At 70.3% G+C, this 26,327-nt stretch carries 21 protein-coding genes and 2 tRNA genes; 13 read left to right on the top strand and 10 right to left on the bottom strand.

The window, feature by feature from the left end; genetic code table 11:
• Positions 1 to 211: 211 nt before the first annotated feature.
• The gene (locus IF67_RS0125485) at positions 212 to 2,026 is read left to right on the top strand and encodes a putative bifunctional diguanylate cyclase/phosphodiesterase (protein ID WP_030989408.1); all 1,815 of its coding nucleotides are present in this window, start codon (positions 212 to 214) and stop codon (positions 2,024 to 2,026) included.
• Between the two features lie 216 nt (positions 2,027 to 2,242).
• Here IF67_RS0125485 and IF67_RS0125480 read toward each other — a convergent pair whose 3' ends face one another.
• The 3 genes from IF67_RS0125480 to IF67_RS0125470 form a co-directional block, all read right to left on the bottom strand.
• The gene (locus IF67_RS0125480; protein WP_030989407.1) at positions 2,243 to 3,379 is read right to left on the bottom strand and encodes an LLM class flavin-dependent oxidoreductase; all 1,137 of its coding nucleotides are present in this window, start codon (positions 3,377 to 3,379) and stop codon (positions 2,243 to 2,245) included.
• Between the two features lie 147 nt (positions 3,380 to 3,526).
• On the bottom strand, positions 3,527 to 4,252 hold the full coding sequence (locus tag IF67_RS0125475; protein ID WP_030989405.1) for an aspartate/glutamate racemase family protein: 726 nt from the start codon (positions 4,250 to 4,252) through the stop codon (positions 3,527 to 3,529).
• Between the two features lie 157 nt (positions 4,253 to 4,409).
• Positions 4,410 to 5,324: a decarboxylase gene (locus IF67_RS0125470; protein ID WP_030989402.1), complete on the bottom strand. Its 915-nt coding sequence runs from the start codon at positions 5,322 to 5,324 to the stop codon at positions 4,410 to 4,412.
• A gap of 209 nt (positions 5,325 to 5,533) precedes the next feature.
• Here IF67_RS0125470 and IF67_RS0125465 point away from each other — a divergent pair, with 209 nt between their 5' ends.
• On the top strand, positions 5,534 to 6,499 hold the full coding sequence (locus tag IF67_RS0125465; RefSeq protein WP_030989400.1) for a D-2-hydroxyacid dehydrogenase: 966 nt from the start codon (positions 5,534 to 5,536) through the stop codon (positions 6,497 to 6,499).
• Positions 6,500 to 6,589: 90 nt separating this feature from the next.
• Positions 6,590 to 8,005 (top strand): amidase, encoded by a 1,416-nt coding sequence (locus IF67_RS0125460; RefSeq protein ID WP_030989398.1) that lies wholly within the window; start codon positions 6,590 to 6,592, stop codon positions 8,003 to 8,005.
• 20 nt (positions 8,006 to 8,025) lie between these two features.
• Here the strand turns inward: IF67_RS0125460 and IF67_RS0125455 are convergent, their stop codons facing one another.
• Positions 8,026 to 8,526 (bottom strand): DUF3830 family protein, encoded by a 501-nt coding sequence (locus IF67_RS0125455; RefSeq protein WP_030989396.1) that lies wholly within the window; start codon positions 8,524 to 8,526, stop codon positions 8,026 to 8,028.
• 110 nt (positions 8,527 to 8,636) lie between these two features.
• On the opposite strand from IF67_RS0125455, the gene ehuB reads away from it, so the two are divergent.
• From ehuB to IF67_RS0125420, 7 genes are all read left to right on the top strand, one after another.
• Positions 8,637 to 9,575 carry an ectoine/hydroxyectoine ABC transporter substrate-binding protein EhuB gene (ehuB, locus tag IF67_RS0125450; RefSeq protein ID WP_030989394.1) on the top strand — a complete coding sequence of 313 codons (939 nt, stop codon included), beginning with the start codon at positions 8,637 to 8,639 and terminating at the stop codon, positions 9,573 to 9,575.
• The gene (ehuC, locus tag IF67_RS0125445) at positions 9,572 to 10,303 is read left to right on the top strand and encodes an ectoine/hydroxyectoine ABC transporter permease subunit EhuC (protein WP_030989393.1); all 732 of its coding nucleotides are present in this window, start codon (positions 9,572 to 9,574) and stop codon (positions 10,301 to 10,303) included. The genes ehuB and ehuC overlap by 4 nt, the downstream gene beginning before the upstream one ends.
• A gap of 32 nt (positions 10,304 to 10,335) precedes the next feature.
• Positions 10,336 to 10,953: an ectoine/hydroxyectoine ABC transporter permease subunit EhuD gene (ehuD, locus tag IF67_RS0125440; protein ID WP_030989391.1), complete on the top strand. Its 618-nt coding sequence runs from the start codon at positions 10,336 to 10,338 to the stop codon at positions 10,951 to 10,953.
• The gene (gene ehuA / locus IF67_RS0125435) at positions 10,943 to 11,758 is read left to right on the top strand and encodes an ectoine/hydroxyectoine ABC transporter ATP-binding protein EhuA (RefSeq protein ID WP_030989389.1); all 816 of its coding nucleotides are present in this window, start codon (positions 10,943 to 10,945) and stop codon (positions 11,756 to 11,758) included. The genes ehuD and ehuA overlap by 11 nt, the downstream gene beginning before the upstream one ends.
• 170 nt (positions 11,759 to 11,928) lie before the next feature.
• The gene (locus IF67_RS0125430) at positions 11,929 to 12,096 is read left to right on the top strand and encodes a hypothetical protein (protein WP_158713165.1); all 168 of its coding nucleotides are present in this window, start codon (positions 11,929 to 11,931) and stop codon (positions 12,094 to 12,096) included.
• A 405-nt stretch (positions 12,097 to 12,501) separates the two neighbouring features.
• Positions 12,502 to 13,260, top strand: a complete 759-nt coding sequence (locus IF67_RS0125425) for an IclR family transcriptional regulator (protein WP_030989379.1) — start codon at positions 12,502 to 12,504, stop codon at positions 13,258 to 13,260.
• 138 nt (positions 13,261 to 13,398) lie between these two features.
• Positions 13,399 to 13,472, top strand: a tRNA-Lys gene (locus IF67_RS0125420).
• A 151-nt stretch (positions 13,473 to 13,623) separates the two neighbouring features.
• Here IF67_RS0125420 and IF67_RS0125415 read toward each other — a convergent pair.
• The 4 genes from IF67_RS0125415 to IF67_RS0125400 form a co-directional block, all read right to left on the bottom strand.
• Positions 13,624 to 15,468: an AMP-binding protein gene (locus tag IF67_RS0125415; protein WP_030989378.1), complete on the bottom strand. Its 1,845-nt coding sequence runs from the start codon at positions 15,466 to 15,468 to the stop codon at positions 13,624 to 13,626.
• A gap of 136 nt (positions 15,469 to 15,604) precedes the next feature.
• Positions 15,605 to 16,198: a lytic polysaccharide monooxygenase auxiliary activity family 9 protein gene (locus IF67_RS0125410; RefSeq protein WP_030989376.1), complete on the bottom strand. Its 594-nt coding sequence runs from the start codon at positions 16,196 to 16,198 to the stop codon at positions 15,605 to 15,607.
• 222 nt (positions 16,199 to 16,420) lie between these two features.
• Positions 16,421 to 17,761, bottom strand: coding sequence for a hypothetical protein (locus IF67_RS0125405; RefSeq protein ID WP_234341326.1), 1,341 nt, complete (start codon positions 17,759 to 17,761; stop codon positions 16,421 to 16,423).
• Between the two features lie 16 nt (positions 17,762 to 17,777).
• Positions 17,778 to 18,197, bottom strand: a complete 420-nt coding sequence (locus IF67_RS0125400; protein ID WP_030989371.1) for an SsgA family sporulation/cell division regulator — start codon at positions 18,195 to 18,197, stop codon at positions 17,778 to 17,780.
• Positions 18,198 to 18,654: 457 nt separating this feature from the next.
• On the opposite strand from IF67_RS0125400, the gene IF67_RS0125395 reads away from it, so the two are divergent.
• The 3 genes from IF67_RS0125395 (at position 18,655) to IF67_RS0125385 (ending at position 24,163) form a co-directional block, all read left to right on the top strand.
• A tRNA-Lys gene (locus IF67_RS0125395) sits at positions 18,655 to 18,728 on the top strand.
• A gap of 1,269 nt (positions 18,729 to 19,997) precedes the next feature.
• Positions 19,998 to 22,214, top strand: coding sequence for a glycosyltransferase family 2 protein (locus IF67_RS0125390; RefSeq protein ID WP_030989370.1), 2,217 nt, complete (start codon positions 19,998 to 20,000; stop codon positions 22,212 to 22,214).
• Positions 22,211 to 24,163 (top strand): kelch motif-containing protein, encoded by a 1,953-nt coding sequence (locus IF67_RS0125385; protein ID WP_030989369.1) that lies wholly within the window; start codon positions 22,211 to 22,213, stop codon positions 24,161 to 24,163. Before IF67_RS0125390 ends, IF67_RS0125385 begins: the two co-directional genes overlap by 4 nt.
• 219 nt (positions 24,164 to 24,382) lie before the next feature.
• Here the strand turns inward: IF67_RS0125385 and IF67_RS0125380 are convergent, their stop codons facing one another.
• Both IF67_RS0125380 and IF67_RS0125375 read right to left on the bottom strand, forming a co-directional pair.
• Entirely contained in the window at positions 24,383 to 25,456 is a 1,074-nt protein-coding gene (locus IF67_RS0125380) for a glycoside hydrolase family 6 protein (protein WP_030989368.1), read from the bottom strand.
• Between the two features lie 111 nt (positions 25,457 to 25,567).
• A partial coding sequence (locus tag IF67_RS0125375; protein ID WP_107050299.1) for a class F sortase occupies positions 25,568 to 26,327 on the bottom strand: 760 nt, incomplete at its 5' end.

Raw genomic sequence — 26,327 nt, 5'->3', positions numbered from 1 at the left:
GAACAGAGCCGCGCAGAAATGGCTGAAGTTCCGTCATGCGGGCGGACGATCACGGCTGCGTCGCTGGCTCGGCCGTTGCGCCAGCCTCTATGATCGCCACACTTTCCAGCGCGAGATCCATCCTTCATCACGAGACAGCGCCATGCGGGAGCGAGCAGTGAGCGGACACCCCGACAGTCCGGGCCGCACGCCCGGAGCGACGCTCCCCTCAGTGACGGAGCGTAATGGTACGACCAAAGGATCTGCCGAAGCCCGGCATGCCCCGGCCGGCCGCTGCGATGACACCGCGGCCTCGCTCGGCGACTACCGCGCCACCTTCTACGCCGCCCGGCTGGCGATGGCGGTCCTCAACCGCGACGGCCTGGTCCTCGCCGCCAACCCCGCCTTCGGTGAACTGGTCGGCGCCGACCCTGCCGAGCTGGTCGCCGCCACCGCGGCGGACCTCACCGATCTCGGTGCCGACCCCCGGGTGTGGACCGCCTACCGCGAGGTGCTGTGCGGCCGCAGCGACCGGCTGCGCTGCACCCGCCGCCTCAAACACCCCGAAGGGCACTCCATCTGGGTGGAGGTGACCGTCGAGCCGCTGACCCCGGAGCCGCTCAGCGGCGAGGAGCGGATGCTGCTGTCGGTGGCGGACATCAGCGACCGGCACGATCTGCTGGCCCGGCTGCGGCATCTCCAGATGCACGATCCGGTGACCCGGCTGCCCAACCGGGCGCTGTTCTTCGAGCGGCTCTCCACCGCGCTGGAGACCGCCTCCTTCGAACCGTCCGGCACCGGCCGGATCGGGCTGTGCTACCTCGACCTGGACGGTTTCAAGGCCGTCAACGACACCCTCGGGCACCGCGTCGGCGACCGGCTGCTGAGCGCGGTGGCGCAGCGTCTGACGCGCTGCGCGGAGAGCGCGGCGGACCGCGGGCCGGGCCACGCCGGGCACCTCGTCGCACGGCTGGGCGGTGACGAATTCGCTCTTTTGGTGGAGGACTCCACCGGCACCGACCAGCTGGCCGAGCTGGCCCAGTCCGTCCTGGACGCGCTTCAGCGCCCGTTCGACCTGGCGGGGCAGCGGCTGTCGGTGTCGGCGAGCATCGGCGTGGTGGAGCGGGCCGCCACCGGCACCACCGCGACCGGTCTGATGCAGGCCGCGGACACCACGCTGTACTGGGCGAAGGAGGACGGCAAGGCGCGCTGGACGCTGTTCGACCCGGAGCGCAACGCCCACCGGATGACCCGGCAGGCGCTCTCCAGCACCCTGCGGCCCGCCGTGGACCGCGGCGAATTCACCCTGGAGTACCAGCCGCTGGTCGGACTGGGTGACGGCCGGGCGCAGGGCGTGGAGGCGCTGGTGCGCTGGCGGCATCCGCAGTTCGGGACGCTGTCGCCGAATCGGTTCATCGCCCTGGCGGAGGAGAACGGCGCGATCGTCGAGCTGGGCCGCTGGGTCCTGGAGCGGGCCTGCTACCAGGCACGGGCCTGGCAGCTGGCGCACCCCGGCCAGCCGCTGTTCGTCAGTGTCAATGTGGCCGTACGTCAGGTGTGGGACTCCGACCTGGTCGCGGATGTCGCCGGGATTCTGGCGGAGACCGGGCTGCCGCCGAGGCTGCTTCAGCTGGAGCTGACCGAGTCGGCCGTGATGGGCTCGGCCGGCCGGCCGCTCCAGGCCCTCCAGGCGCTCAGCGACATGGGCGTACGGATCGCCATCGACGACTTCGGCACCGGCTACTCCAACCTCGCCTACCTCAGCCGCCTCCCGGTGTCCGTACTGAAGCTGGACGGGTCGTTCGTCCGCGGCTTCCGCTCGCAGGAGCACCCCAACCCGGCGGACGAGATGATCGTGGAGGCGCTGGTGGCGCTGGCGCACCGGCTGGGCCTCACGGTCACCGCCGAGTGCGTGGAGAGCGCCGAGCAGGCCGATCGGCTCCGCCGGATCGGCTGCGACACCGGCCAGGGCTGGCTCTACTCCCGCCCCGTCGCCCCCGAACGGGTCGAGGCCCTGCTCGACGCGGGCCGGCACACGGGCGCCTGAGGGCCCCGCGTACCCAGTGCGCCGGGGTCGCCTTCCGCCCGGCGCTCGCCGCCACGGCAGCGGAACCGTGCCGCGCCGGTGTGGCCGGAAACAGGCTCGCCGGTGCGGGCGGAACGCAGTCCGCCCGCACCGGAAAAGGAAATCCCGCCGCGACGGCGCGCCACCCCCACGGCGCGGGTCCGGCGGAATCGACGACGGCAGTCGTCCGACGTAGCCCTAGCGCCGCGGCAGGCCGTACGCGTCCGCGATCAGCTCGTAGGAGCGCAGCCGGGCCGCGCCGCCGTGGGCGTTGGCGGTGATCATCAGCTCGTCGGCGCCGGTGCGCTCGGCGAGCTCGTCCAGGCCCTGGCGGACGGCGTCCGGGGTGCCGTGGACGACATTGCCGAGCCAGCTGTCGACGAAGCCCCGCTCCAACTCGTTGAAGGGGTACGCCTCGGCCTCCTCGGGGCTCGGGACCAGGCCGGGGCGGCCGGTGCGCAGCCGGACCATGGACAGCGCGCCGGTCAGCACCTGGCGGCGGGCCTCGTGCTCCTCCTCGGCGGCCAGCGCCGCGACCCCGATCAGGGCGTACGGCTCCGACAGCACCTCGGAGGGGCGGAAGGACGCGCGGTAGAGGTCCAGCGCGGGGACGGTGTTGGCCGCGGAGAAGTGGTGCGCGAAGGCGAACGGCAGGCCGAGGGAGCCGGCGAGCTGGGCACTGAAACCGGAGGAGCCCAGCAGCCACAGGGGCGGCCGGTGAGCGGACTGGACGCCGCCGGGCGAGGTGGCCTGGACCGGGCCGGGGACCGCGTGGATCTTGGCGTAGGGGTGGCCGTCGGGGAAGGAGTCGTCGAGGAAGCGGGTCAACTCGGCCAGTTGCTGGGGGAAATCGTCCGCGCCCTCGTGCAGCCGCTCGGTCCGGCGCAGCGCCGCGGCGGTGGCGCCGTCCGTGCCCGGCGCACGGCCCAGGCCCAGATCGACCCGGCCGGGGGCCATCGCCTCCAGGGTGCCGAACTGCTCGGCGATCACCAGTGGGGCGTGGTTGGGCAGCATCACGCCGCCGGAGCCGAGGCGGATGCGCTCGGTGTGGGCGGCGAGGTGGGCGAGGAGCACGGCGGGCGAGGAGGAGGCGACGCCGGGCATGGAGTGGTGCTCGGCGACCCAGTAGCGGTGGAAGCCGCGGCGTTCGGCCGTACGGGCGATGTCGACAGCCGTACGGACCGCGCCGGAAGCGGTGTGGCCGGCGCCCACCGTCACCAGGTCGAGTACGGACAGCGGGACCGGGGCGCTGCCCAGGGCCGCGCCCCGTATCCCGTCGCCGCTTTCGCTGAGGGCCTCTTCGCTGCCCCGGGTCTGGTCACTCTCGCCGCTCACGGTGCGGGTCCTCCTCGCGTCAGTGGTCTGCGAGGAGGGTAACCGGAGAGGTTCTCCACTTATTCCCGGGTCAGATCCCGGACCGGCACCGGCGGGCGGCGGGCGCCCGCCGCCGGAGGTACGCCGGTGCCCGCCGGACATGCGCCGCTAGACGTGCGCCGTCCGTGAGAAGAGGGTGCCGAGCACCGGGCAGGCGATCGTGCGGTCGAGCAGCCGCAGCCCCTCCCAGGCCGTCACCTGATTGGCGGTGAGTACCGGCTTGCGCAGCTCCGCTTCGAGGGCCGGCAGATGTTCGGCGGTGTGCAGTGCGGTGTCGGGCAGCAGTACCACCTCGGCATCGGGATGGTCGCCGGCCCGGGCCAGCGCCAGCACCTCCTCGCGGCCCCAGGTGCCGACCTCGGCGGCGGTGATGATGCCGCTGCCGCGGGTCGAGACGACCTCCGTACCGGCGGACTTCAAGAAGGCGTGGAAGCGCTCGGCCACATCGTCCGGATAGGTGGCGGCGATCGCGACCCGCCGGGCGCCGAGCGCCTGCACGGCATGCGCGAAGGCGAAGGACGTACTGGAGGCGGGCAGGCCGGCGGTGACGGACAACTCCCGGACCTGTTCGTGGGCGCCCTCCCAGCCGAAGACGAAGCTGGCGCTCGTACAGGCCCAGACGACGGCCTCGGCGCCGCGCTCCTTGAGGGTGTCGACGCCGGCCGCCAGCCGCGCCGCGGAGCCCATCTCCAGCAGCGCGTCGACCCGGTGGGCGTCCTCGCCGATGTCGGTGTGCACGAGCGGCAGCCGGACGGCGCCGCCCAGGAGCGATTCGAGCCGGGGGTAGTCGTCCTCCGCGGAGTAGCCGGGGTAGAGGAAGCCGACCGATGCCATGCAGATCTCCCTTGCGTGTACGGCTGCGGGTGCAGGGGTGTTCGTGGGTGCGGGTGCGTTCACCGGGTGGTGCGGCGAGGTGCGGAAGGGGCGCTGCCGGCGAGTGGGGCGACGCCGGCAGCATCCTGGGTGGGAGCCGGGTTCGGACCGGCCGGCCTCACACCGGGGGCAGACCTCCGGTGTCCTCGGGCGGGTAGGGCGGGGGTTCCAGGCCGTCGAGGGCCTCCCCGTCCGGTGGCACGGAGGAGGCGGCGAAGGCGGCCTCGGGCGTCGCCCGCGGTAGCCCTCCCCCTGGTCCCTCCGGCTCCGATCCGGACATCGCGGCCGGGCCGCTGCGCGCCACCGGATCGAGCAGCGCCTGGTACGGGCCCACCGCCTGGACGCCGATGGCGCGCAGCGCCGCCCACATCGTGACCTGATTGGCGGACAGCACCGGCATCCGCAGCTCGGCCTCCAGCTGCGGGATGACGTCGTAGGTCGGCAGATTCGTGCAGCTGATGAAGAGGGCATCGGCGGAGCCGACCACGGCCGCGCGGGCCATGTCGACGACGTCGCGGTAGGGCACCTTCCAGATGTGCCGGGTCAGCCCGAGGTAGGCGCGACCGGTGACCGTGATGCCGGCTTCACCGAGGTAGTCCTCCAGGGAGTCGGTGACCGATTTCGTGTAGGGCGTGACCACGGCGATGCGCCGTGCGCCGATCTCGCGCAGCGCTTCGATCAGCGCGCCCGATGTCGTGAGGGAGGGAACCTCCCCCGCCTGGGCCATGGCGGCGCACATGGCCCGCTCGCCCGCCACCCCGGCGACAAAGCTGCCGGACGTGCAGGCATAGGAGATGACCTGCGGTGATACCGCACACAACGCCTGGACGGCGGCGTGCAGCGTTTCGTGCTCGCTGACCAGACGGGCCAGGTCGAGGCTGACCTCGACGGGCACAAAAGGGGTGCGGGTGAGGTGGAGGGACACGTCGTCGGGCACCCAGCGCCACAGCTCTCTGTCGAGAGCGAAGTCGAAGGGAGCGACGACGCCCACGCCGAGCTGCGGCTGTGGGCCACCCAGAAAAGAGACGTCCATGAAGGCCCCTAGAACACAAACGAAGGGCTGGGATGGCCAGGCCAGTGGCCGGGGATGAGGTGCAGCCGGATTCAAGCCGGGACGTCGGAACAGAGCCGTTGTTGACACGGTAGATACGACTTCTTAGCGTGGTCAATCCTCGCATCCCAGGCATCTGTCGGCGTCCCTTTCCATTGAAAGGGACTCACGTTTCAGAACGGTTTCTGGCTATGTCCGAAAGCACCGTCCTCGTCCTCGGTTCCGACCCACCCCCGAAGCTCGACCGGCTCACCGGCCGGGCTCGGGTGATCTTCACCGATGAGGACTCGCTCGCTGACCGGCTCCCCTCCGCCGATGTGCTGTTGGCCTGGGACTTCACCTCCGATGCGATCCGCAGAGCATGGCCGGAGAAGGGCCCCAGGCCCCGCTGGGTGCACACCGCCAGCGCCGGTGTGGATCAGCTGCTGTGCCCGGCACTGGTCGCCGACGACACCTTGGTGACCAACGCCCGGGGCGTTTTCGAGCAGCCGATCGCCGAATATGTCGCCGGGCTGGTGATCGCTATGGCCAAGGACTTCTACGGAAGTTGGGAGCTTCAGCGGCAGCGGCGCTGGCAGCACCGCGAGACGCTGCGGCTGGCCGGCAGCCGGGCCGTCGTGGTGGGCTCCGGACCGATCGGCCGGGCCATCGGCACCACCCTCCTGGCACTGGGTGTCAAGGTCGATCTGGTCGGCCGCCGGGAGCGCGCGGACGACCCGGAATTCGGCCTCGTCCATGCGAGTGACGCGCTGAACGGCCTCCTGCCCCAGGCGGATTGGGTGATCTGCGCGGCGCCCCTGACCGAGGCCACCCGCGGCCTGTTCGACAAGGCGGCGTTCTCCCGGATGCCGCCGCGGGCCCGGTTCATCAACATCGGGCGCGGGCCGCTGGTCGTCGAGGACGCTCTGGTGGCGGCGCTGCGCGAGTGGCGGATCGCGGCGGCCGCGCTGGACGTGTTCGAGGAGGAGCCGCTTCCCACGGGCAGCCCGCTGTGGGACGTCCCGCATCTGATCGTCTCGCCCCACATGAGCGGCGACACGCTGGGCTGGCGGGACGCCCTCGCCGAGCAGTTCCAGGACAACTTCGACCAGTGGTCGGCCGGCCGGCCGTTGCACAACCTCGTCGACAAGCGGCTCGGGTACGTCCCGGTGCAGTGACGGCGCGGCTGCCGGGGGCCGCCGCCCCGGCAGCCGCGCCCCCGCCCCCGCCGCCGCCCCGCCCCGGGGCGGCCAACGCTCGGAGGACACATGACCACCGAACCGACCCAGCTCGCCGACCTCACCGCCACCCGGCTCACGGCCGGGTACGCGGCCGGCGAATTCTCCCCCGTCGAGGCGGTCCGGGCGGTGCTGGAGCGCGCCGGGGACGCGCAGGACGCGACGAACTGCTTCACCCGGATCGACGCGGACGAGGCGCTGTCGGGCGCCAAGGAATCGGAGGAACGCTGGCGGGCCGGGGAACCGGCCGGTCCGGTGGACGGGGTGCCCGTCACCGTCAAGGATCTGATCCTCACCCGGGGCACGCCGACGCTGCGCGGTTCGCGGACGGTGCGGGCCGAGGGCCCGTGGGAGGAGGACGCCCCGTCGGTCGCCCGGCTGCGGGAGTCCGGTGCGGTGTTCGTCGGCAAGACCACCACCCCGGAGTTCGGCTGGAAGGGCGTCACCGACAGTCCACGGCACGGGGTGACGGGCAATCCGTACGACCCGGGGCGCACCGCGGGCGGCTCCAGCGGCGGCAGCGCGGCGGCGGTGGCGCTGGGCGCCGGACCGCTGTCCCTGGGCACGGACGGCGGCGGTTCGGTCCGTATCCCGGCGTCGTTCTGCGGGATCTTCGCCCTCAAGGCGACCTACGGGCGGGTGCCGCTGTATCCGGCGAGCCCGTTCGGGACGCTGGCGCACGTCGGGCCGATGACCCGGGACGCGGCGGACGCGGCGCTGATGATGGAGGTGATCTGCGGCGCGGACTGGCGGGACTGGTCCCAGCTCGGTCCGGCCGCAGGCCCGTTCCGTCAGGCGCTGGCCGGTCCGGTCTCCGGGCTGCGGGTGGCCTTCAGCCCGTCGCTCGGCTGGGACGTGCCGGTGGCCCCGGAGATCGCCGCGGCGGTCAGGTCGGCCGTCGACACGCTGGCCGGGCTCGGCGCGGTCGTCGAGGAGATCGACCCGGGCATCGCGGACCCGGTGGAGGCCTTCCACACGCTGTGGTTCAGCGGTGCGGCGCGGGTGGTGCAGCATCTGGACGACGCGGACCGGGAGCTGCTGGACCCGGGGCTGCGGGAGATCTGCGAGCAGGGCGCCCGGTACAGCGCGCTGGACTATCTGGCCGCGGTCGATACGCGGATGGCGCTCGGTCAGGCCATGGGCCGCTTCCACAGCGCCTACGACCTGCTGGTGACCCCGACCGTGCCGATCACTGCTTTCGAGGCGGGCGTCGAGGTCCCTGCCGGATCCGGCCACACCCGCTGGACGGGCTGGACGCCGTTCACCTACCCGTTCAACCTCACCCAGCAGCCGGCCGCGACGCTGCCCTGCGGGGTGGACGGGGACGGGATGCCGATCGGCGTCCAGCTGGTCGGCGCGCGGCACGCGGACGCGCGGGTCCTGCGTGCCGCGCACGCCCTCTACGAGGCGGGGACCGCGGAGATCCCCGCGCCGCCCGCCCGCTGAGGTGACCGCGCGGTCCCGCTCTAGGCCCGCCGGAAGTTGAGGGTCTCCCCCAGGGCTCCGGCCCGCCACAGGTCCTGACAGGCGTCGGCCATCCGGTCCAGGCCGTCGACGATGCTGCCCCACACGATGCCCGGCACCCAGCCCGCGTCACCGTTGATCAGCAGATTGTTGCGCTCATAGAAGAGCGCGAGATCGACAACGGTGGCGCGGCCCTGGTGCTGGGCCTGGGTCTCGTAACCGTAGGACTTCGTCCCCAGTTGGGTGTCGGTGAAGGTGAAGTAGCACAGATCGCCGGGGATCGGGGTGATCGTCGGATTCTCCAGCGGCGGCTCCTCCGGAGCGAACGGCGCAAGCAGGGCGTAGATCTCGTTGCGGGCGTATTTGGCGTGGTAGACGTCGCCGCCGAGTGGGAGGGCATCCCACACGGCATTGCAGGTGATCGGCGCGCGGTCGTCGAGCAACTTGGCCGTGCAGCTCACGCCGCGCTTGTCCAGGGAGACTTCGATGAAGCGATCGGTCATGCCCCGATCGTAGGTGGGCAATACCGGCGTACGGAACAAGTCCGAGGCGCTTCTATCAAGGGCTGGAAACGATCGGCATATCTGTCAGGCGTTCGGGTAGCCGCGCGCCCATGGCTCCACCACAGGAGAACACCACAATGATCAAGAGAAAATTGGCAAGCGGCATCCGCCGCCGCTCGCTGCTCGCGGGGGTAGCGGCGCTCGGCGCAGCGGGTGCGGTGGGAGCGGCCACGGGCTGCTCCCGGGTCGATGTCTCCGGGGCGACCGAAGGCGGACACCAGCTGGAGGACCTGCGGAAAAAGGGCACCGTCCGCATGGGAATCGCCAGCGAACCGCCCTACGCCTCCATCAACAGCAAGGGCGAGCTGACCGGTGAGGCTCCCGCCGTCGCCAAGACGATTTTCCGGCGGCTGGGCATCAAGAATTTCGAGCCGGTACCGGTCGAGTTCGGCGCATTGGTACCGGGGCTCCACTCCTTCCAGTACGACGTGATCGTCGCGGGCATGTTCATCAACAAAGCCCGGTGTGCGGCCGTCCTCTTCTCCGACCCGGATTACGAGAACAAGGACGCCTTCCTCGTACTCAAGGGCAACCCGAAGAAAATCCACTCCTATGCGGACATCGCCAAGGGAAAATTCCGGATGGGCTCCGGAATCGGCTATGCGGAGATCGACTACGCGGTCGGCAACGGTGTCAAGAAGGACACGATCCAGACCTACGGCGACCAGATCGCCGGTATGGAGGCTCTGGAAGCGGGCCGTATCGACGCCTTCGCCGGTACGGCGCTGACCATGATCGAGGCGCTGAAGGCCGGTAAGCATCCCAAGGTGGAGATGACCGAGCCGTTCACGCCGTTGGTCGACGGGAAGCCCCAACGCGACGGCGGCGGCTACGGCTTCCGGATCGGCGAGACCAACCTGCGGGACGCGTTCAACCGCGAGCTCCAGAAGATGAAGAAGAGCGGCGAACTCCTGCGTATCGCCAAGCCGTACGGCTTCACCGAGGAGTTCATGACCGACCTCACGGCGAAGGAGCTCTGTAAAAAGTGACCGGCGCTCTGTGGCAACTCTTCTTCGAAGGACTGTGGATCACCGTCCAGTTGATGGTCTACAGCGCCGCGCTGGCCGCCGCCGTCGCCTTCGGCATCGGTCTGGCCCGCACCTCACGCTTCTGGATCGTCCGCTTCCTGTCCGGTGTCTATGTGGAATTCTTCCGCGGCACCTCGGCCCTGGTGCTGATGTTCTGGCTGTTCTTCGCGCTGCCGCTGCTGGGCTGGCAGCTGGTCGGTATCTGGGCGGGCACCCTGGCGCTGGGCCTCTCGTACGGGGCATACGGCTCCGAGATCGTCCGCGGCGCCCTCCAGTCGGTGGCACCCGCCCAGCAGGAGGCGGCCATCGCGCTGAGCTTCACGCCCTGGCAGCGGCTGCGGAAGGTGCTGCTGCCGCAGGCCGTCCCCGAGATGATGCCGCCGTTCAACAACCTGCTGATCGAGCTGCTCAAGGGCACCGCGCTGGCCTCGCTGCTGTCCATCGGCGAACTCACCTTCCAGGCCAAACTCGCCCGGCTGTCCACGGGCGAGAGCGCCCAGATCTACGGAATCATCCTTGTCCTGTACTTCGCGGTCGCGTTCGTGCTGACCCGGATCATGCGGGTGCTGGAGCGCCGCGCCAAGGCCTCGGTCGGCCGGGCGGTACCCAAGGGTGAGGGCTGGTTCTCCCGCAAACTGCCCGTCGAGAAGCAGGGCCCCGAGGCGCTGGCCACCGGAGGAAAGCCGTGAACAACTGGTCATGGAGCTACGTCGGCGAGATCATGCCCGACATCCTCAAAGGGCTGTGGATCACCGTCCAGGCGACGATCTACGGCTCGCTGGTCTCCTTCGCGCTCGGGCTGGTGTGGGCGGTGGCGCTGCGCTCGCGGAGCCGCTGGGTGACCTGGCCGGTCAGCATCTTCGTCGAGTTCATCCGCAACACCCCGCTGCTGGTACAGCTGTTCTTCCTGTTCTTCGTCCTGCCGGGCTGGGGGCTGGCCTTCTCGCCGCTGACCACGGGCGTCATCGGGCTTGGCCTGCACTACTCCACGTACACCTCGGAGGTCTACCGCGCCGGGATCGACGGTGTGCCGCCCGGCCAGTGGGAGGCCGCCACGGCGCTGAGCCTGCCGCGCCGGCGCACCTGGACCGCGGTGATCCTGCCGCAGGCGTTCCGCCGGGTGGTGCCCGCGCTGGGCAACTACGTCATCGCGATGTTCAAGGACACGCCGCTGCTGGCCGGTATCACCGTCGCCGACATGCTCTTCCAGGCGAACAGCATCAGCGCCACCACCTTCGACTACCTGGAGCCGATCACCATCGTCGGCATCCTCTTCGTGGTCATCTCCTACCCCACTTCTCTCCTCCTGCGAGCCCTGGAGCGTCGTCTTGTCCGCTGACAGCACCCCCTCGAAAGAAACGGCCAACCCGGCGGTCGACGGCACCGAGCTGATCCGCTTCGACAAGGTCACCAAGCGGTTCGGGACCAACACCGTCCTGGACTCCCTGGACTTCACCGTCTCGTCGGGCAAGCACGTCACCCTCATCGGCCCGTCCGGTTCCGGCAAGACCACGATCCTGCGGCTGCTGATGACGCTGCTGAAGCCCGACGAGGGCACCATCAAGGTCGGCGGCGAGTACCTGACGCACGAGGAGAAGGGCGGCAAGCTCGTCCCGGCCGGGGAGAAGCACATCCGCGAGGTGCGCAAGAACATCGGCATGGTGTTCCAGCAGTTCAACCTCTTCCCGAACATGAAGGTGCTGCGGAACATCACCGAGGCGCCGGTGCACGTCCTGGGGATGGAAAAGGACGCCGCCGAGGAGCGGGCCCGTGAACTCCTCGACCTGGTGGGCCTGACCGAGCACCTCGACAAGTACCCCACCCAGCTCTCCGGCGGCCAGCAGCAGCGGGTCGCCATCGCCCGAGCGCTGGCGATGCGCCCGCAGGTACTGCTGCTGGACGAGGTGACCTCCGCGCTCGACCCGGAGCTGGTGGCCGGGGTGCTGGACGTGCTGCGGGACATCGCGCACACCACGGACATCACCATGCTGTGCGTCACCCACGAGATGAACTTCGCCCGGGACATCTCCGACGACGTCCTGATGTTCGACGCGGGCCGGGTCATCGAATCCGGCTCCCCGGAAAAGATCTTCACGGAGCCGGAACACGAGCGCACCCGGGAATTCCTGAGCGCCGTGCTGTGAGGGGCGGCCGTTAGGCAGTCAGTTCGGGTGGCGGATCCCGTCCGGGGGTCCGCCACCCTTTCTCATTTCCGCACACCGGCGCCACGGCGGCCGAAAAGGGCGACCGGGTCCGGATCCGTGACACCGCCCGCGACGGTATGCGCATCGAGGTGCGCGGTTCGGTCAACAGCATGGCCCAGCCCGGATACCGCTGCTACGGCAACTACAAGGGCGGCTGGCAGATCTGCAACTTCGACCGCAAGATGGCCGAGGGCCATGCCTTCCTCTGGTACGTCACCAAGTGGAAGGGCAGCAAACTGAAGGGCACCAGCGGCGAGAAGATGATGATGACCTCCTGAGCGGCCCCCGAAGCGACCCCCGATGCCATGAGGCCGGATTCAGATCCCCTGTAGCGAGGGGCCGGGCGCCCTCCTGCCGGACCGTCTCGCGGAACCGGCCACAGATGTGGCCGGTTCCGCACCCTTCCGGGGCGCTCCCCCGCCCCTGGCCCGGGGTATCCGGGTGTCATGGGCCGCAAAACACCAGGACACCGGAAGCCCCATGACCTAGGCATATGCCAAAGTCTCAAGCCCCAGTACAGAAACGTCGGGCACACCTCTTTTCAGTCAAGACCCCCTCCGCCGAGGGCCGTTGACCGCTATCGTGAGAGTCACGCCGTTGTCCGGGATCGGCCGCGCAAGCGCCGTACGAGACCACCAACGACGCTCATGACGCAAGCGGTAACAACCTGGTAGGGGGACACCGTGGCGCTGAAGCCCGAGCCGACCGCGCCGTTCCATTCGGTGCAGTACGCCCTTCGCGTGCTCGAAACGATCTCCAGGCACGCCGACGGCGTGACCGATGCGACGATCGCCCGCGAGACGGGCCTGTCCCCGGGCCAGCTCGCCCAGATGCTGTCGATGCTCCGGCGCGAGGGCTATGTCGAGCAGGTCACCGACGGGGCGTATGTCGTCGGCGAATCGCTCCTGCTCCTCGGAACGGGCGGCGACCGCAACCAGGCACTGCGCGACAAGCTCCAGCTCACCCTCGACCACCTGCGCGACTCGGTCGGCGCGGCGGTCTACATCAGCCGGTACATCGACGGCGAGGTGAAGATCCTCCACTACGCCGACGGACCGCTGGCGCCCAAGGTCAACGAGTGGGCCGAGTTCCACCGCACGGCGCACGCCAGCGCGGTCGGCAAATGTCTGCTGGCGCAGCTCGACCACGACGGCCGCAAGGACCACCTCTCCCGCCACAAGACCGCCCGGCTCACCTCCCGGACGATCACCAACGAGAAGGTCCTCTTCCACAAGCTCGACAGCCAGCCGCCCACGGTCCCCGTCCTCGACCTCCAGGAGTACGCCGTCGGCACGGTCTGCGCGGCCGTCCCGATCACCGCCGGTTCGACGGTCGGCTGCCTCGCCCTGTCCATGCCGCTGGAGCACGCCCACCGTCTGCGCCAGGCCGCCGACACCCTGAACCGCCGGGCCGCTCCGGTTCTGCTGTCGCTGGCGATCTGAGCGGGGGCCCGAGCCGGGCGGGTGTGAGCCGAGCAGGTTCGAGCCGAGCGGGCGCGGGCCGGGAGCGGCGCCGCCCCTCCGCCGCGGCTGTGGTCATGAGCACCCCTCTCGACCAGGTAGTATTTCTTTCGTCAGCGCGCGCCGCTAGCTCAGTTGGTTAGAGCAGCTGACTCTTAATCAGCGGGTCCGGGGTTCGAGTCCCTGGCGGCGCACGTATCGAGTGGGCGTTTCCGGTTCTCCGGGAACGCCCACTTTGTTTGTCGTGACGGGGTGGGTGGGACCGCCGGGGACCCCATTGGCTGACGGCCCGTGGTCGACGGCCCGTGGCTCACGGTTGGCAGCCGGGCCGGTCCCGCCCCGGGATCATCGGTCCAGGAGATGGGCCCGGTCGTGATCGCGGTACAGCGCCAGGAGAGCGGCCCGGTCCCCGGCGGTGAACGGGCGGTAGGCATTTCCGGCGGGAGCGGCAGGAGCAGAGGGAACGGCCGGAGCAGCGGGAGCGGCAGGGGTGCCGGGGGCGTCAGGTGTGTCAGGTGTGTCAGGGCCGGCGGGGTCCGCCGGGCCGAGCGGCGACCACCAGACCGGATCCGGGCAGCGGAAACCGGCCCGTCGCAGGGCGGCCCGATGCACCTTGTTCGTGGCGGTCACCGGCAGCGCGGCCGCCGTCCGTACGAACCGGGGCGCCATCTTCGTCCCGAGATCGGGCTGGGCGGCGAGGAAGGCCACGAAGTCGTCCGGGTCGAACACGGCGCCCTCCCTCAGCGCCAGGGCCGCCATGACCTGGTCCCCGGCGACGGGGTCGGGCACCGCGTACACGGCCACTCCCTCGGCCGGGGCGTAACGGGCGAGGATGTTCTCGATCATCGCGGCGGCCAGATTCTCGCTGTCGACCCGCAGCCGGTCGTCCGAGCGCCCGGCGAAATGGAAGAACCCCTCGGTGTCCCGGAAGAAGAGATCACCGGTCCAGTACCAGCCCGCGCCGACCCGCCCCTCTCCCCGGCCGCGGGTGCGGGCGGCGGTCGCCTCGGGGTTGCGCCAGTAGCCCTCGAAGGAGCTGCGACCGCGGTTGACCAGCTCCCCTATCGACTGCTCGCCGTTCAGCAGCCGGCCGGCCGTATCGAGGCGGGCGCACGGCAGTTCGGCGCCGGTCTCCGGGTCGACGACAGCGAGATCAGCTCCTGGTGCGGGCCGCCCGATGGCCCCGGGCGGGGTGTCCGGTGTGCGCTGGATCGCGGCGCCGCCCTCGGAGGAGCCGTACCCCTCGGTCAGGCGGACGCCGAACCGTGCGGCGAAGCGGGCGGCGTCGACGGCGCCCGCCTCGGTACCGAACCCGGCGCGCAGCGGATGGTCCCGGTCGTCCGGGGAGGGCGGGGTGGCGAGCAGATACTGCACGGCCCGGCCGACGTAGGTGAAGTAGGTGGCCCCGTAGCGGCGTACGTCGGGGAGGAAGGCGGAGGCCGAGAAGCGGCGGCGCAGCGCCACGGCCGCGCCGCCGGCGAGTGCCGGGGCCCAGCCGGCGATCACCGCGTTGCCGTGGAACATCGGCATACAGAGGTAGTGGACGTCGTCCCGGCTCACCCCGAAGAAGCCGGCCAGCGAGTGCCCGGCGGCGGCCAGCCGGCCCTGGGTGCAGAGGGCGGCCTTGGGCGCGCCGGTGGAGCCGGAGGTGAAGTAGAGGAGCATCCGGGAGGCGGGCGTCGGGGTGCGGATGCCACCGGAGCCGGCAGTGATCTCGTCGGGCGTCGTGCCCTCGTACGGTCCGAGCAGTTCCCGGTAGGCCGGGTCGTCCACGACGAGGACCCGCTCGGGCGGGACAGGGAGGTCCAGACCGGCCAGCAGCGGCAGGTGGGCGCGTTCGGTGATCAGCAGCGCGCAGTCGGTATGGCTGATGTCGCGGGCGAGCTCCGGCCCGCGGCGGGTGGGGTTGATCCCGGCAACCGCGGCCCCGGCGAGTGCCGCCGCGCTCAGCCACAGCGGGTACTCGGGCACATTGCCGAGCAACACCCCGAGGTGCGCCTGCGCGCCATGCGGCAGCCGCTCCCCCAGCAGCGCGGCCCGCGCGGCGGCACCGCCCGCCAGCTCGTGGTGGGTGAGCACGAGATCCCCGTACTTCGCACCCACCCGGTGATCGCCCCACTGTCCCTGTACGAGCTCCGCGACGGTGGCGGCGCCGGAACTTCCCTGCCTGCTGGTGCCGTTGGCTGCCATGGCGAGGGAGGGTAGCTGACGTAGCATCAGATGTGGACCCGGGCGGGGCGTGGGGCGTGGGGGCGTGGGGCCGGGCCTCCCCGGGGGATGCCCTCGGGGAGGCCCGGTGGGGGGCCGCGGTCCGGCGCCGGAGGGCTCAGGAGAGGTCGACGTCCGAGCAGGCGTAGAAGGCATTGCCCGTGTCGGCGATGTTCCAGACGCCGAGGATGAGGTGGCGGCCGGACTTCTGGGTGGGGACGGTGCCCTGGTGCTGGACGGTCGAGCCGGGCTGCGCGCCGCCCATGGGGACTGTCATGAACGGTTCGGGTTCGAGGTCGGCGCGGGTGAGCGGCTTGCTGGGGTCGTAGCCGTCCTTGGTGATGAAGTACTCGAAGTCGGTCGTGGCGTGCCGTGCCGTCAGACGCCAGGTGAAGGTGTAGCCCTGCCCGGGCGAGAGCTTGGTGCCGGGCCACGAGCCGCCGCGCGGATCGTCCAGCTCGGCGAAGTTCGCGTGCCCGCCGGAACAGATCTTGCCGTCCGCGGGGCCGGCGGCCGGGAAGCCCTTGGGGGCCTCGACGCTCTGCGGTTCGTACTGGATCGCGCCGCAGTCCTTGACGGTGCCATTGGCGCAGAGCGCCTGACGGCTGGGGGGCGCGTCGCTGTAGCCGTGACTGGAGGCGCTGCCCGTCGCGAGCAGGGAGACACCCAGGACGCCGAGGCCGATCACGGCGGCACTGATCTTTTTGCGCATGCTTCGCTCCTGAAGAACGTGGGGGGAGTTCCATGAGCCAGGTGAAAGGCAGTGCACTGCGGGCGGTGCCGGATTGTGCGGTCTAGACCAAACCGCAGACTAAGGGCGCGGCTTTGGGCATGTCCATACCAATGACATGACGGGGCCGGGTCGCGTCGGGTCGCCCGCTCGGGGCGGGGCGCGATCGGGGCGGGGCGGAGCGCGCCGGGTCGGGCCGGGTGGTCAGGCTGCCGCCGTGAGTGGGCCCGTGGTGGGGCGGGCGGCGGCCTGCACCAGAGCGGTGTACGTGCGGCGGAGCGCTATCAGGGACTCCTGGGCCTCGCGATAGACGGCGGCGTCCGGGCCGCCGCGGTGGGCGAGGGTGCGCACGGGTGCACAGTGGCGGTCCATCGCACTGAGCCAGGCACGGTGCTGCGCCGGAAGATGGCGTCGCAGCAGTTGGCGCCTGCCCTCACCCATACGGCGGCCGCCGATGCCCAGCACCGCCTCGGCGGCCTGGAGCACCGGCGGCTCCAGGGCGCCCTGTTCGGCGAGCGCGCCGAGCACCGCGCGCTGCTGCGGCGTGGCCGGTGCGGCTGTCAGCTCCGCCGCCTCGGCGAGCAGCTGGGCGCGCAGCGCATGCTGGACGCGCACCAGGCGGCGCAGCGCCGTCGGGGTGGAGGAGTCGTCGGGTGACCGGCCCGCGAGGGTCTCGGCGAGCCGGAAGAGCCAGATCCCGTGCGCCTCCAGACGGGTCGCGGCCAGCATCAACCGGTCCAGACGGCTGAGCGGTTGCCCCTCCGGGGCCCAGCGGACGATCGGGACGAGCACTTCGGTGCGGGCCAGTTGATCGATGGGGATGTGGCGGCGGGGCTTGCGCTCGGGGACCCAGTTGTGGAGCGCGAGGGTCGGCAGGGCGACGAACTGATCGTGGTCGATACGGTGCGCGATCGCCGCCCACAGATCGAGAAACGCCCCGTCGGCGACCTCGCGGGCGGCCGGAGCCTGCGGGTCGAGCCCACACCAGCCACAGGACACCGCGATCACCGCGATCCGCATGGCGGCGGCCTCCGCATTGCGCAGGGAGAGGCGGGAGACGCGTTGCCGCAGGGCGGACAACTCGTCGGCGCGATGGGCTCGTTCGACGAGCGCGACGGCGGCCTCCCGGTCGGGCGCGATCGCGGCCGCGCGCGCCATGGCGTCCAGCCGGGTCCAGGTTCCGATCATGGAACGGACGGGCGGCCGCTCGGGCAGAAAGCCGTGCGCGCAGGGGTCGTGCGGGAAGGCGGTGGCAGGTACCGCGGAGGTGGCGGGTTCCGTGGAGGCGGCGGAGGCAGCGGCGGCGGATGGCGGCATGCCGGAGCCGGGGCCGGGGGCCGACGCGGCATACGGGCCGGACGCGCCGGTCGGTATACGGGGGCCGGGAGCGGTCGCCGGCGCGGCCGCAGCCGCAGGCCCGGTCGCAGGCCTGGCCGCAGGCACACCCGCAGCCCCGCCGGCGCTCGGCGTCGTACTCGCCGTCGCGCTCGTGACCGCCATCGCGGGCGTGGTCGTAGTTGTGGTCGTGGTCGTGGTCGTGGTCATGATCGCCTGTCCCCCATCAGCACTTCCCGGCGAACAGCCGGGCCAGGTGGGTGTCCATGTCGAGGTAGCGGTCCTCATGGCCGGGCGGGACGATCGCCACGGTCTGCTCCAGCCACGCGGTCAGCTCCATCGCGCGCACCGACAGCTCGCACACGCTGTCATCGGTGGACAGCTCGATGTGTACGCGGCGCGATTCGCCCGGCCGGCGGAAGGGCCACACCCGTACGTCCCCCTCGCCTGCTTCGTCGTGCAGCCCCGTCAGCAGCAGATCGCGGGCGAACAGCCAGGTGGCCACCTTCTGGCCACGACTGATGAAGGCAACCTCGACCTCGTACGGGCGGTCGCTGCGATAGCTGAACCGGCCGGCCACCGGAACTGCTTCGTCCGGCCCGAGGAGGAGCTGCATCTCAAGGGTGCGCTTGGCTGTCGACACCACGACGATCAACCTTTCCGACGGAGGGGCGAGTCCCGGGGACCCGGTCCGGGGCGCGCGTCCTGGCAGACGTTGCTGTGGAGGGTGGGGTTGCGGGAGGCGGAGGAGGAGTGACGGACGCCATGGCCGGCACCCTCCGGACGTATGCAGTTCTTTCGTCTCGAAGCTCGCTTCAGCCTCTCAACCGGCAGGAGATATCGCATGTTAACGGCGCAACTGATGATCTACCGCCATGGAACCGATGAACTCGATCTTCACAGAGCAATCGGGGCGAACTGCCGGTCGAAAGTCCCAAGATCAAGGGACCTTTGCCCCATACGGGGCAGGATTCTCGTGAGGTAACGCGGGCGGGCCGGGCACCATTGCGAGTGGCCGGGATCACATGGCCCGAGTGCGTGATCCACCCGGTCGCGGGTACAGAGCACATCTTGAGTTCGTGTAAAGTTCTTCAGGTCAGCGCGCGCCGCTAGCTCAGTTGGTTAGAGCAGCTGACTCTTAATCAGCGGGTCCGGGGTTCGAGTCCCTGGCGGCGCACGTCAGACTGAGGCCCCTCGCCATGCGGGGGGCCTCAGTCATGCGGTCGGCCGAACGGATGACCGGTTCCGCCACCCCGCGAAACTGCTCCCGGAGCCCGATCTCCGCGACGCCCCGGACGGCGATGCCCCGCACGGCGACCTCCCGGACGGCGATTCCCCCGGCGCCGATCCCCCGGACGGCCACACCCCGAACGGCAGCAATCGAGATCTGTGCGATCACAAACAGTAATTCCCGGATCACCTACAGATTCGTTCACCGGAGGCTCCCTACTCTTTCTCCGCGGGCTCCCCGTTCCGCCGTCTCGCGACTTTCCGGACCACCCCGGATCTGCCCACGACCGGCGGCCGCCACCCCGACGGCCAATACGGGCGTCGGTGCCGGCATCGACGCCGTGACACGCGACAGCCGGCACCGAAATCCCGGTGCCACGGTCCACGCCCCGGAGGGATACTCCTGGCATCCCCCCACCGGCCGCCACTGGATGGAACGAGGCGGCGCCCAGGGCGGGGCTTCAGCTTCGGCCAATTTGGCATACGCGCAGGTAACTTCACCGGAGTCGGCAAACGACTGGGCCCGTCGCGGACCTGCCCCGCGCCCGCTTCCCGGTGAATGCGTTCGGATACAGTTCGCATGCCGCACACATCGGACCTCAAGTCCCTTGACCAGGCCGGTCGTTCGCGGCAATGCCGCGTCCTCGCCGCCCGCCATGCCGTCCGTCATGCCGCCGGAGATTTTCTCGGTACTGCGCTTTTTCTTTGCCGATTGATGGCCGGCCGACGGGGAACATTACCCATCGGGGACGACTCCTTTACACACCGTGTTCTCCTCGCTTCCCCGCAGAGCAGGGCCGTCCCGGCCATTACTCTGATATCCGCCGACAGCGGGAAATTTGACGCCAGGTCCGTATCAAAGTGATGTGCTCTGCGCCACACGCCGCACCGTCTTACGTAGTCTTGTGCACAATTCCCTTGGCAACTCTTGCCATCACCACGGCGGTTAGGGACCCTGACCTGGTAACTCGGTGAAATGAGGGACCGCATAGCCGAGTGGTAACAGTCAGGTCCGCCAGTTGGCGTGATGTGACCACGGGGAAATCGCCGCTTGGCAGGATCACGGCAGCGTTGCATACGCAACCGGAAGATGGCCGCCGCCATCTGACGGTGCAGGCGGTCGACATCACAGCGCCCGGGTCGGCCGCGGGGGACCGTGGACCCGGGCCATCAGCAAACGGCACGCAGCCCGAGTTGCGTGCGGGGGGATGGACTCATGACGTCGCCGCCTGACGGCTCCCGGCCGCAGCGTCCGTACGACCCGTCGGCCACGGCGCGCCTGCGCGTGCCACGCCAGCACTGGCAGCGGCGGAACCAGCGCAAACCGCTGCCGCGCTACGACTACGAGCACTACAGCCGGCTGGCCGGACCACTCACCCGGCCCGACCCGGACAAGCCCTACACGGTCCGCTACCGCTCGCTGCTTGCGGACGAACCGCACCGAATACGGGCGGCCCTGCTGCTCGGCGCCGCGCCGCTGGTCTCCTTCGGGCTGCTGGTCTGGCTGATGCAGCCGAGCCACTGGACCGAACGCGACTACCCCGCCTACGACTTCCTTCCCGTGCTGGACGTCGTCATGCTGGTCTCGATCGGGCTGATCGAGCTCTTCCGGTGCATGAATGTGCTCTCCAACGCGCACGCCACCCTCGTCGCCCGCGACCCCGTCCCGGTCATTCCCGAGAGCGGTACCCGCGTCGCCTTCCTCACCTCTTTCGTGCCCGGCAAGGAACCCCTCGCCATGGTGACGAAGACGCTGGAGGCGGCGGTCAAGATCCGCCACCGCGGTCTGCTGCACATCTGGCTGCTGGACGAGGGCGACGACCCCGACGTCAAGGAGGTCTGCCGGCGCCTGGGCGTCCATCACTTCAGCCGCAAGGGCGTCCCGGAGTGGAACCAGGCCAAGGGCCCGCACCGCGCCAAGACCAAGCACGGCAACTACAACGCCTGGCTCCAGGCGCACGGTGACGCCTACGACTACTTCGCCTCCGTCGACACCGACCACGTCCCGCTGCCCAACTACCTGGAGCGGATGCTGGGCTTCTTCCGCGACCCGGACGTCGGCTTTGTCATCGGCCCGCAGGTGTACGGCAACTACGACACCTTCGTCACCAAGGCCGCCGAGTCACAGCAGTTCCTCTTCCATGCGCTGGTCCAGCGGGCCGGCAACCGCTATGGCGCGCCGATGTTCGTCGGCACGTCCAACGCCGTGCGCATCAGCGCGCTCAAGCAGATCGGCGGGCTGTACGACTCGATCACCGAGGACATGGCGACCGGCTTCGAGATGCACCGGCACAGCAATCCGCAGACCGGGAAGAAGTGGCGCTCGGTCTACACCCCGGATGTGCTCGCGGTCGGCGAGGGGCCCACGGCCTGGACCGACTTCTTCACCCAGCAGCTGCGCTGGTCGCGCGGGACGTACGAGACGATCCTCAAGCAGTTCTGGAAGGCGCCGTTCACGCTGCCCGCGGGCCGGCTCTTCAACTACACCATGATGGTGATCTTCTACCCGATGTCGGCGCTGAACTGGATTCTGGCGGCGCTCAGTTGTGCGCTGTTCCTGGGGCTGGGGGCCTCGGGTGTGCAGATCGATCCGTCGGTGTGGATGATGCTCTACGGCAATGCCTCGGCGCTCCAGATCGGCCTGTACATCTGGAACCGGCGGCACAATGTCTCGCCGCACGAGCCGGAGGGCTCCGGCGGGGTCGCCGGCATGGTGATGTCCGCGCTGTCCGCGCCGATCTACGCCCGGTCGCTGTTCGACACCGTACTGCGCCGCAAGAGCAAGTTCGTGGTCACGCCGAAGGGCGACTCGTCCAGCCCGGACACGCTCTTCGGAACGTTCCGGGTGCATCTGTTCTTCCTGCTCGTCTTCGGGGGCTCGCTGGTCGCCTCGTTCGTGCTGGGGCACAGCCATCCGGCGATGGTCACCTGGGCCGTACTCGCGATGCTGATCACCGCAGCGCCGATCTTCGCCTGGCGGCTGAGCGTACGGAGGGAGAAGCGGGGGCGGGGGGAGAAACTGACGCAAGGGGAGAAGCAGGCGCAGGGGGAGAAGCAGGCGCAGGGGGAGCAACAGGCGCAGGGGGAGGCGGCTGGTAGCGCCGCTACCGCTACTACCGCTGTCGGTGCCGCGGGGGCTGCCGGTGACACGGTGACCTGGGGCAGGGCCGAGGGTGGGGGCTCCGCGGACACGGTGGTTGCGGAAGCTGTCGCTCCGGATACCCGCCCTCTCCCCGCACACGCGCCCGCTCCGGCTGCCGACCAGACGGTGGATCAGCGCGCCGCCGTCCCCGCTCCGGCCGCCGACCAGACCGTGGAGCAGCGGGCCGCTGCCCCGGCTCCGGCCGCTGACCAGGCCGTTGACCAGGCCTCCGACCCGGCCTTCACCGCCGAACAGACCTTGCAGATCGCCCTTGGGGGACGTCACACATGAAGTACCGTCCGAGCCGTCGCACCCGCCGAGTGGCGATAGCGGCGGCGGTGGTGCTCGCGCTGGCAGCGATGAACGGGCCGGCCCTCTACGGCTTCGCCTCGGAGCAGTACCACCAGTACAAGATCAACAAGCCCGAGTACAAGGCGGCGAACGGCCACTGGGACGTCGTCGACGTACCGGACAAGTACCGCATCAACACCATCCACGCGGCCCTGCTGCACACCGGGAAGGTGCTGCTGGTCGCGGGCTCCGGCAACAACGCGGCGAACTTCAAGGCCAAGTCGTTCCGTACGGTCCTGTGGGATCCGGAGAAGAACACCTTCAAGAACATCCCCACGCCGAAGGACCTCTTCTGCTCCGGGCACACCCAGCTCCCGGACGGCAAGCTGCTGGTGGCCGGCGGCACCCAGCGCTACGAGAAGCTGAACGGCGATGTGAAGAAGGCCGGCGGCCTCATGATCCTCTACAACGAGAATCCGGACGGCCCGAAGACGTTCCCGGCCGGCACCCTCTTCACCGGCAAGAAGAACGGCAAGACCTTCGCCTCCAAGGACCCGGTCGTGGTGCCGCGGGCGAAGAAGAAGACCGACCCGGCGACCGGCAAGGTCACCGTGGTGCACAGCGAGGCCCGGGTCTACGTCGAGGCCCTCAAGGACGGCCCCTCCCACTCCACAGGCGCCCAGGACAACTACCGCATCCATGGCCTCACCGGCGCGGATGCCCATAACTTCTACGGCATCGCGCAGAAGCTGTCCTTCGACAAGAAGGACTTCCAGGGGATCAAGGACTCCTTCGAGTTCGACCCGGTGGCCGAGCGCTACATACCCGTCGACCCGATGAACGAGGCCCGCTGGTATCCGACGCTCACCACGCTTCAGGACGGCAAGGTCCTCTCCGTCTCCGGGCTGGACGAGATCGGGCAGGTCGTCCCCGGCAAACAGGAGATCTACGACCCGAAGACGAAGAAGTGGCGCTATCTGCCCAAGCGGCGCTTCTTCCCGACCTACCCTGCGCTCTTCCTCACCGACCAGGGCCGGATCTTCTACACCGGCTCCAACGCCGGCTACGGCCCGGACAACATCGGCCGCACGCCCGGCATCTGGGACCTGAAGTCCAACAAGTTCCAGGTCGTGCCCGGGATGAGCGACCCGAAGATCCTGGAGACGTCGATGTCGGTGCTGCTGCCGCCGGCCCAGGAACAGCGGTACATGGTGCTGGGCGGAGGCGGGGTCGGCGAGGACCCGAAGGCCACGGACAAGACCCGGATCGTCGATCTGCACGCCCCGTCGCCGCGCTTCAAGGACGGGCCGCCGCTGTACGCCAAGGCCCGCTACCCGAGCAGCGTGATCATGCCGGATGACACCGTGCTGACCACGAACGGCTCCGGCGACTACCGCGGCCGCAGCGACTCCAACGTCCTCAAGGCGGAGCTGTACGACCCGGCGAACAACTCCGCCCACCAGGTGGCCGACCCGCTGGTGGGCCGTAACTACCACTCCGGTGCGCTGCTGCTGCCCGACGGCCGGGTGATGACCTTCGGCTCCGACTCCCTCTACGCGGACAAGGACAACACCAAGCCGGGCGTCTTCCAGCAGCAGATCGACCTCTACACCCCGCCGTATCTCTACCGGAAGTCCCGGCCCGAGCTCACGGACAAGGGGCCGAAGACGCTCTCCCTCGGCGGCAGCACGACCTTCGGCTCACCGCGCGCCGCCGCCATCAAGAAGATGCGGCTGATGCGGCCCGGCTCGTTCACCCATGTCACCAACGTGGAACAGCGCTCGATCGCACTGGACTTCACGGTGACGAAGGGCGGTGACGGCGTGACGGTCACGCTGCCCAAGGACCCGTCGTTGGTGCCGCCCGGGTGGTACATGGTGAACGCGGTCGACGGGCAGGGGACGCCCTCGAAGGCGGTGTGGGTGAAGGTGGCGGCGCAGCGCAGCTAGGGGCGTCTCCCCGAGGAGGCCTGTCCGCTCCTGTCCGATCCTGCTCGACCCTGATCCGCCGGACAGCCGGGGCGCCAGATGCTCGCGCTCGGCATGTTCGACAGCCGGGGTCCCACAGGCTCGCCCTCGGCATGTTCGAGCCGGGGCGCCACAGGCTCGCGCTCGGGACATTCGTCCGCCGTGACGGCGACCGGCTGCGGTCACCGTCACGGCACGACGCTACTTCGCGCTACGTGCCAGCCCCAGGGCGTACTCGGGCCACCAGGTGCCCGCCTTGGGGCCGCCCTTGCAGGTGCCGTCCGACTCTCCCGGGCGCTTGATCCACAGGTAGGCGGCTATCAGCGGTTCGTCGGTCTTGGTGGTCGGTGGGGTGCCCAGTGCGCGGCCGCGCGGGTTGCACCAGTTCTCCGGGTCGTCGCCGCCCGGGGCCGGGCCGTTGCCGTTGCGGCTGGTGTCGATGACGAACGGCTTGCCGCCGACCATGGCGGACAGCCGCTTGCCGTACTTCTTGTTCTCCGCGGTGGTCTGGTAGTTGGAGATGTTGAGGGCGAAGCCGTCGGCGCGGTCGATGCCGGCCCGCTTGAGCGGTTCGACCATCTGGCCCGCATCCTTGATCCAGTGCGGATTGCCGGCGTCCAGATAGACCTTGGTGTGCGGCAGCGCCTTCAGCTTGCCGACCGCCTCCGTCAGCAGGGCGTAACGCTCCTCGTGGAACTGCTGCGGGGTGCACTTGTCCGCGATGTGCGGCAGCGCGTCGGGCTCCAGGATGACGGTGGTGGCGCGGTCGCCGATGCCTTTGAGCACCCCGTCCAGCCAGGCCCGGTAGGCGTTGCCGTCGGCGGCGCCGCCCTGGGAGTACTTGCCGCAGTCGCGGTGCGGAATGTTGTAGAGCACGAGCAGCGCCTCGCGGTCGGCCTTGGCGGCCGCCTGGGTGAAGCCGCGCGCCTCCCCCTGCGGGTCGTCGACGCCTATCCATTCCGCGACCGGCTGCGCCGCGATCTTGTTGGCCAGGCGGGCGTCCGAGGCCTTGCCGTCGTCGCCGTACGAGGACACCTGGCGGGCCGCCTTGCTGTCCGGGTTGACCCAGAACGGCGCCACGGACTTGGGCCGTTGGCCCGGTTTGGACGGGACGCCGTCGTCGCCGCCGGATGAGGAGCAGCCGACGAGCAGCAGGGCCAGTGCCCCCACCGCCGCCCCCGCCGATGCGGACCTGGCATGCCCGGTGCGCCGCCGGCCCTCACGGGGCCCGCCCGGCGGACCGATCCCGGCGGTCCGTCGCAGATTGCCGTACATCCACTCCCCCTCGGAGCATCGAACACGGCCGGCGGAGGCCGCCGACGAGATCCATCGTGGCACACGGCCGCCCGCCGGGGTCGGCCTGTGGAGGGGGCTGTCCACAGGCTGCTAAGGCGCTTGACGAATGGCGGTTGTGGTGGTTCGTCCGTCCCTCGTGCCGGCGGGCTGAAGGGACGTCAAGTAGGCCGACACCACGACCACGTTCGAGGCGCCGCCACGAGACCGGTGCGTGGCCCGGGCGCGGCTGCCGTCGTCGACGATCAGCCGGAGTTCGGAGCGGCCCCGGTCGCGGGCGGCGTACGCCTTCCGCGCGTCGAAGCGGTGACGGTCGTAGAGCTGGACGTCCTCGACGGTGAAGCGTGCGGTACTGCCGTCGGAGCGCTGGATGTCCAGCCACTCCCCCGGCTTGATACCGGCCAGACGGTGGACGACGGCTCCCTGGACGCGCGGATCGCGGCCCGTGCCGGCCCGGCCCACGAGCAGGGCCGCACCCGCCTCGCCCGGTTGCGGCCCTGCCGCGTACCAGCCCACGGGGGCCGGGTCGTTGTCCGGCGGCGGGGCGAGGATGCCGTGCTCGTCGAGGCCCCGTTCGGTGATGCCGGCCTCCCCTACACCGAGCGCGCCGATGGTGATCCCCACGGGCCTTGCGGTCACGGCGGTGGGCACCGGGGCGTGCGCATGCGGGGGTGTCTGCCGGCTCAACGGGCGCCCGACGGCGGCGACATCACCGGTCGTGGCGAGCTGCGCGGCCACCCCCTCCGCCAGATCGCGGCCCCACAGCCACAGCCCCAGCAACAACACGGCCCAGGCCACACCGGCGAGGAACCTTGCGGGGGTGGAGGCGTGGGTGGGGGTGTGGGTGGGGGGG

The sequence above is a fragment of the Streptomyces sp. NRRL S-1813 genome (genome assembly GCF_000719605.1).
GTDB classification, from domain to species: Bacteria; Actinomycetota; Actinomycetes; order Streptomycetales; family Streptomycetaceae; genus Streptomyces; species Streptomyces decoyicus.
This window is presented reverse-complemented; position numbering and strand designations above follow the sequence as displayed.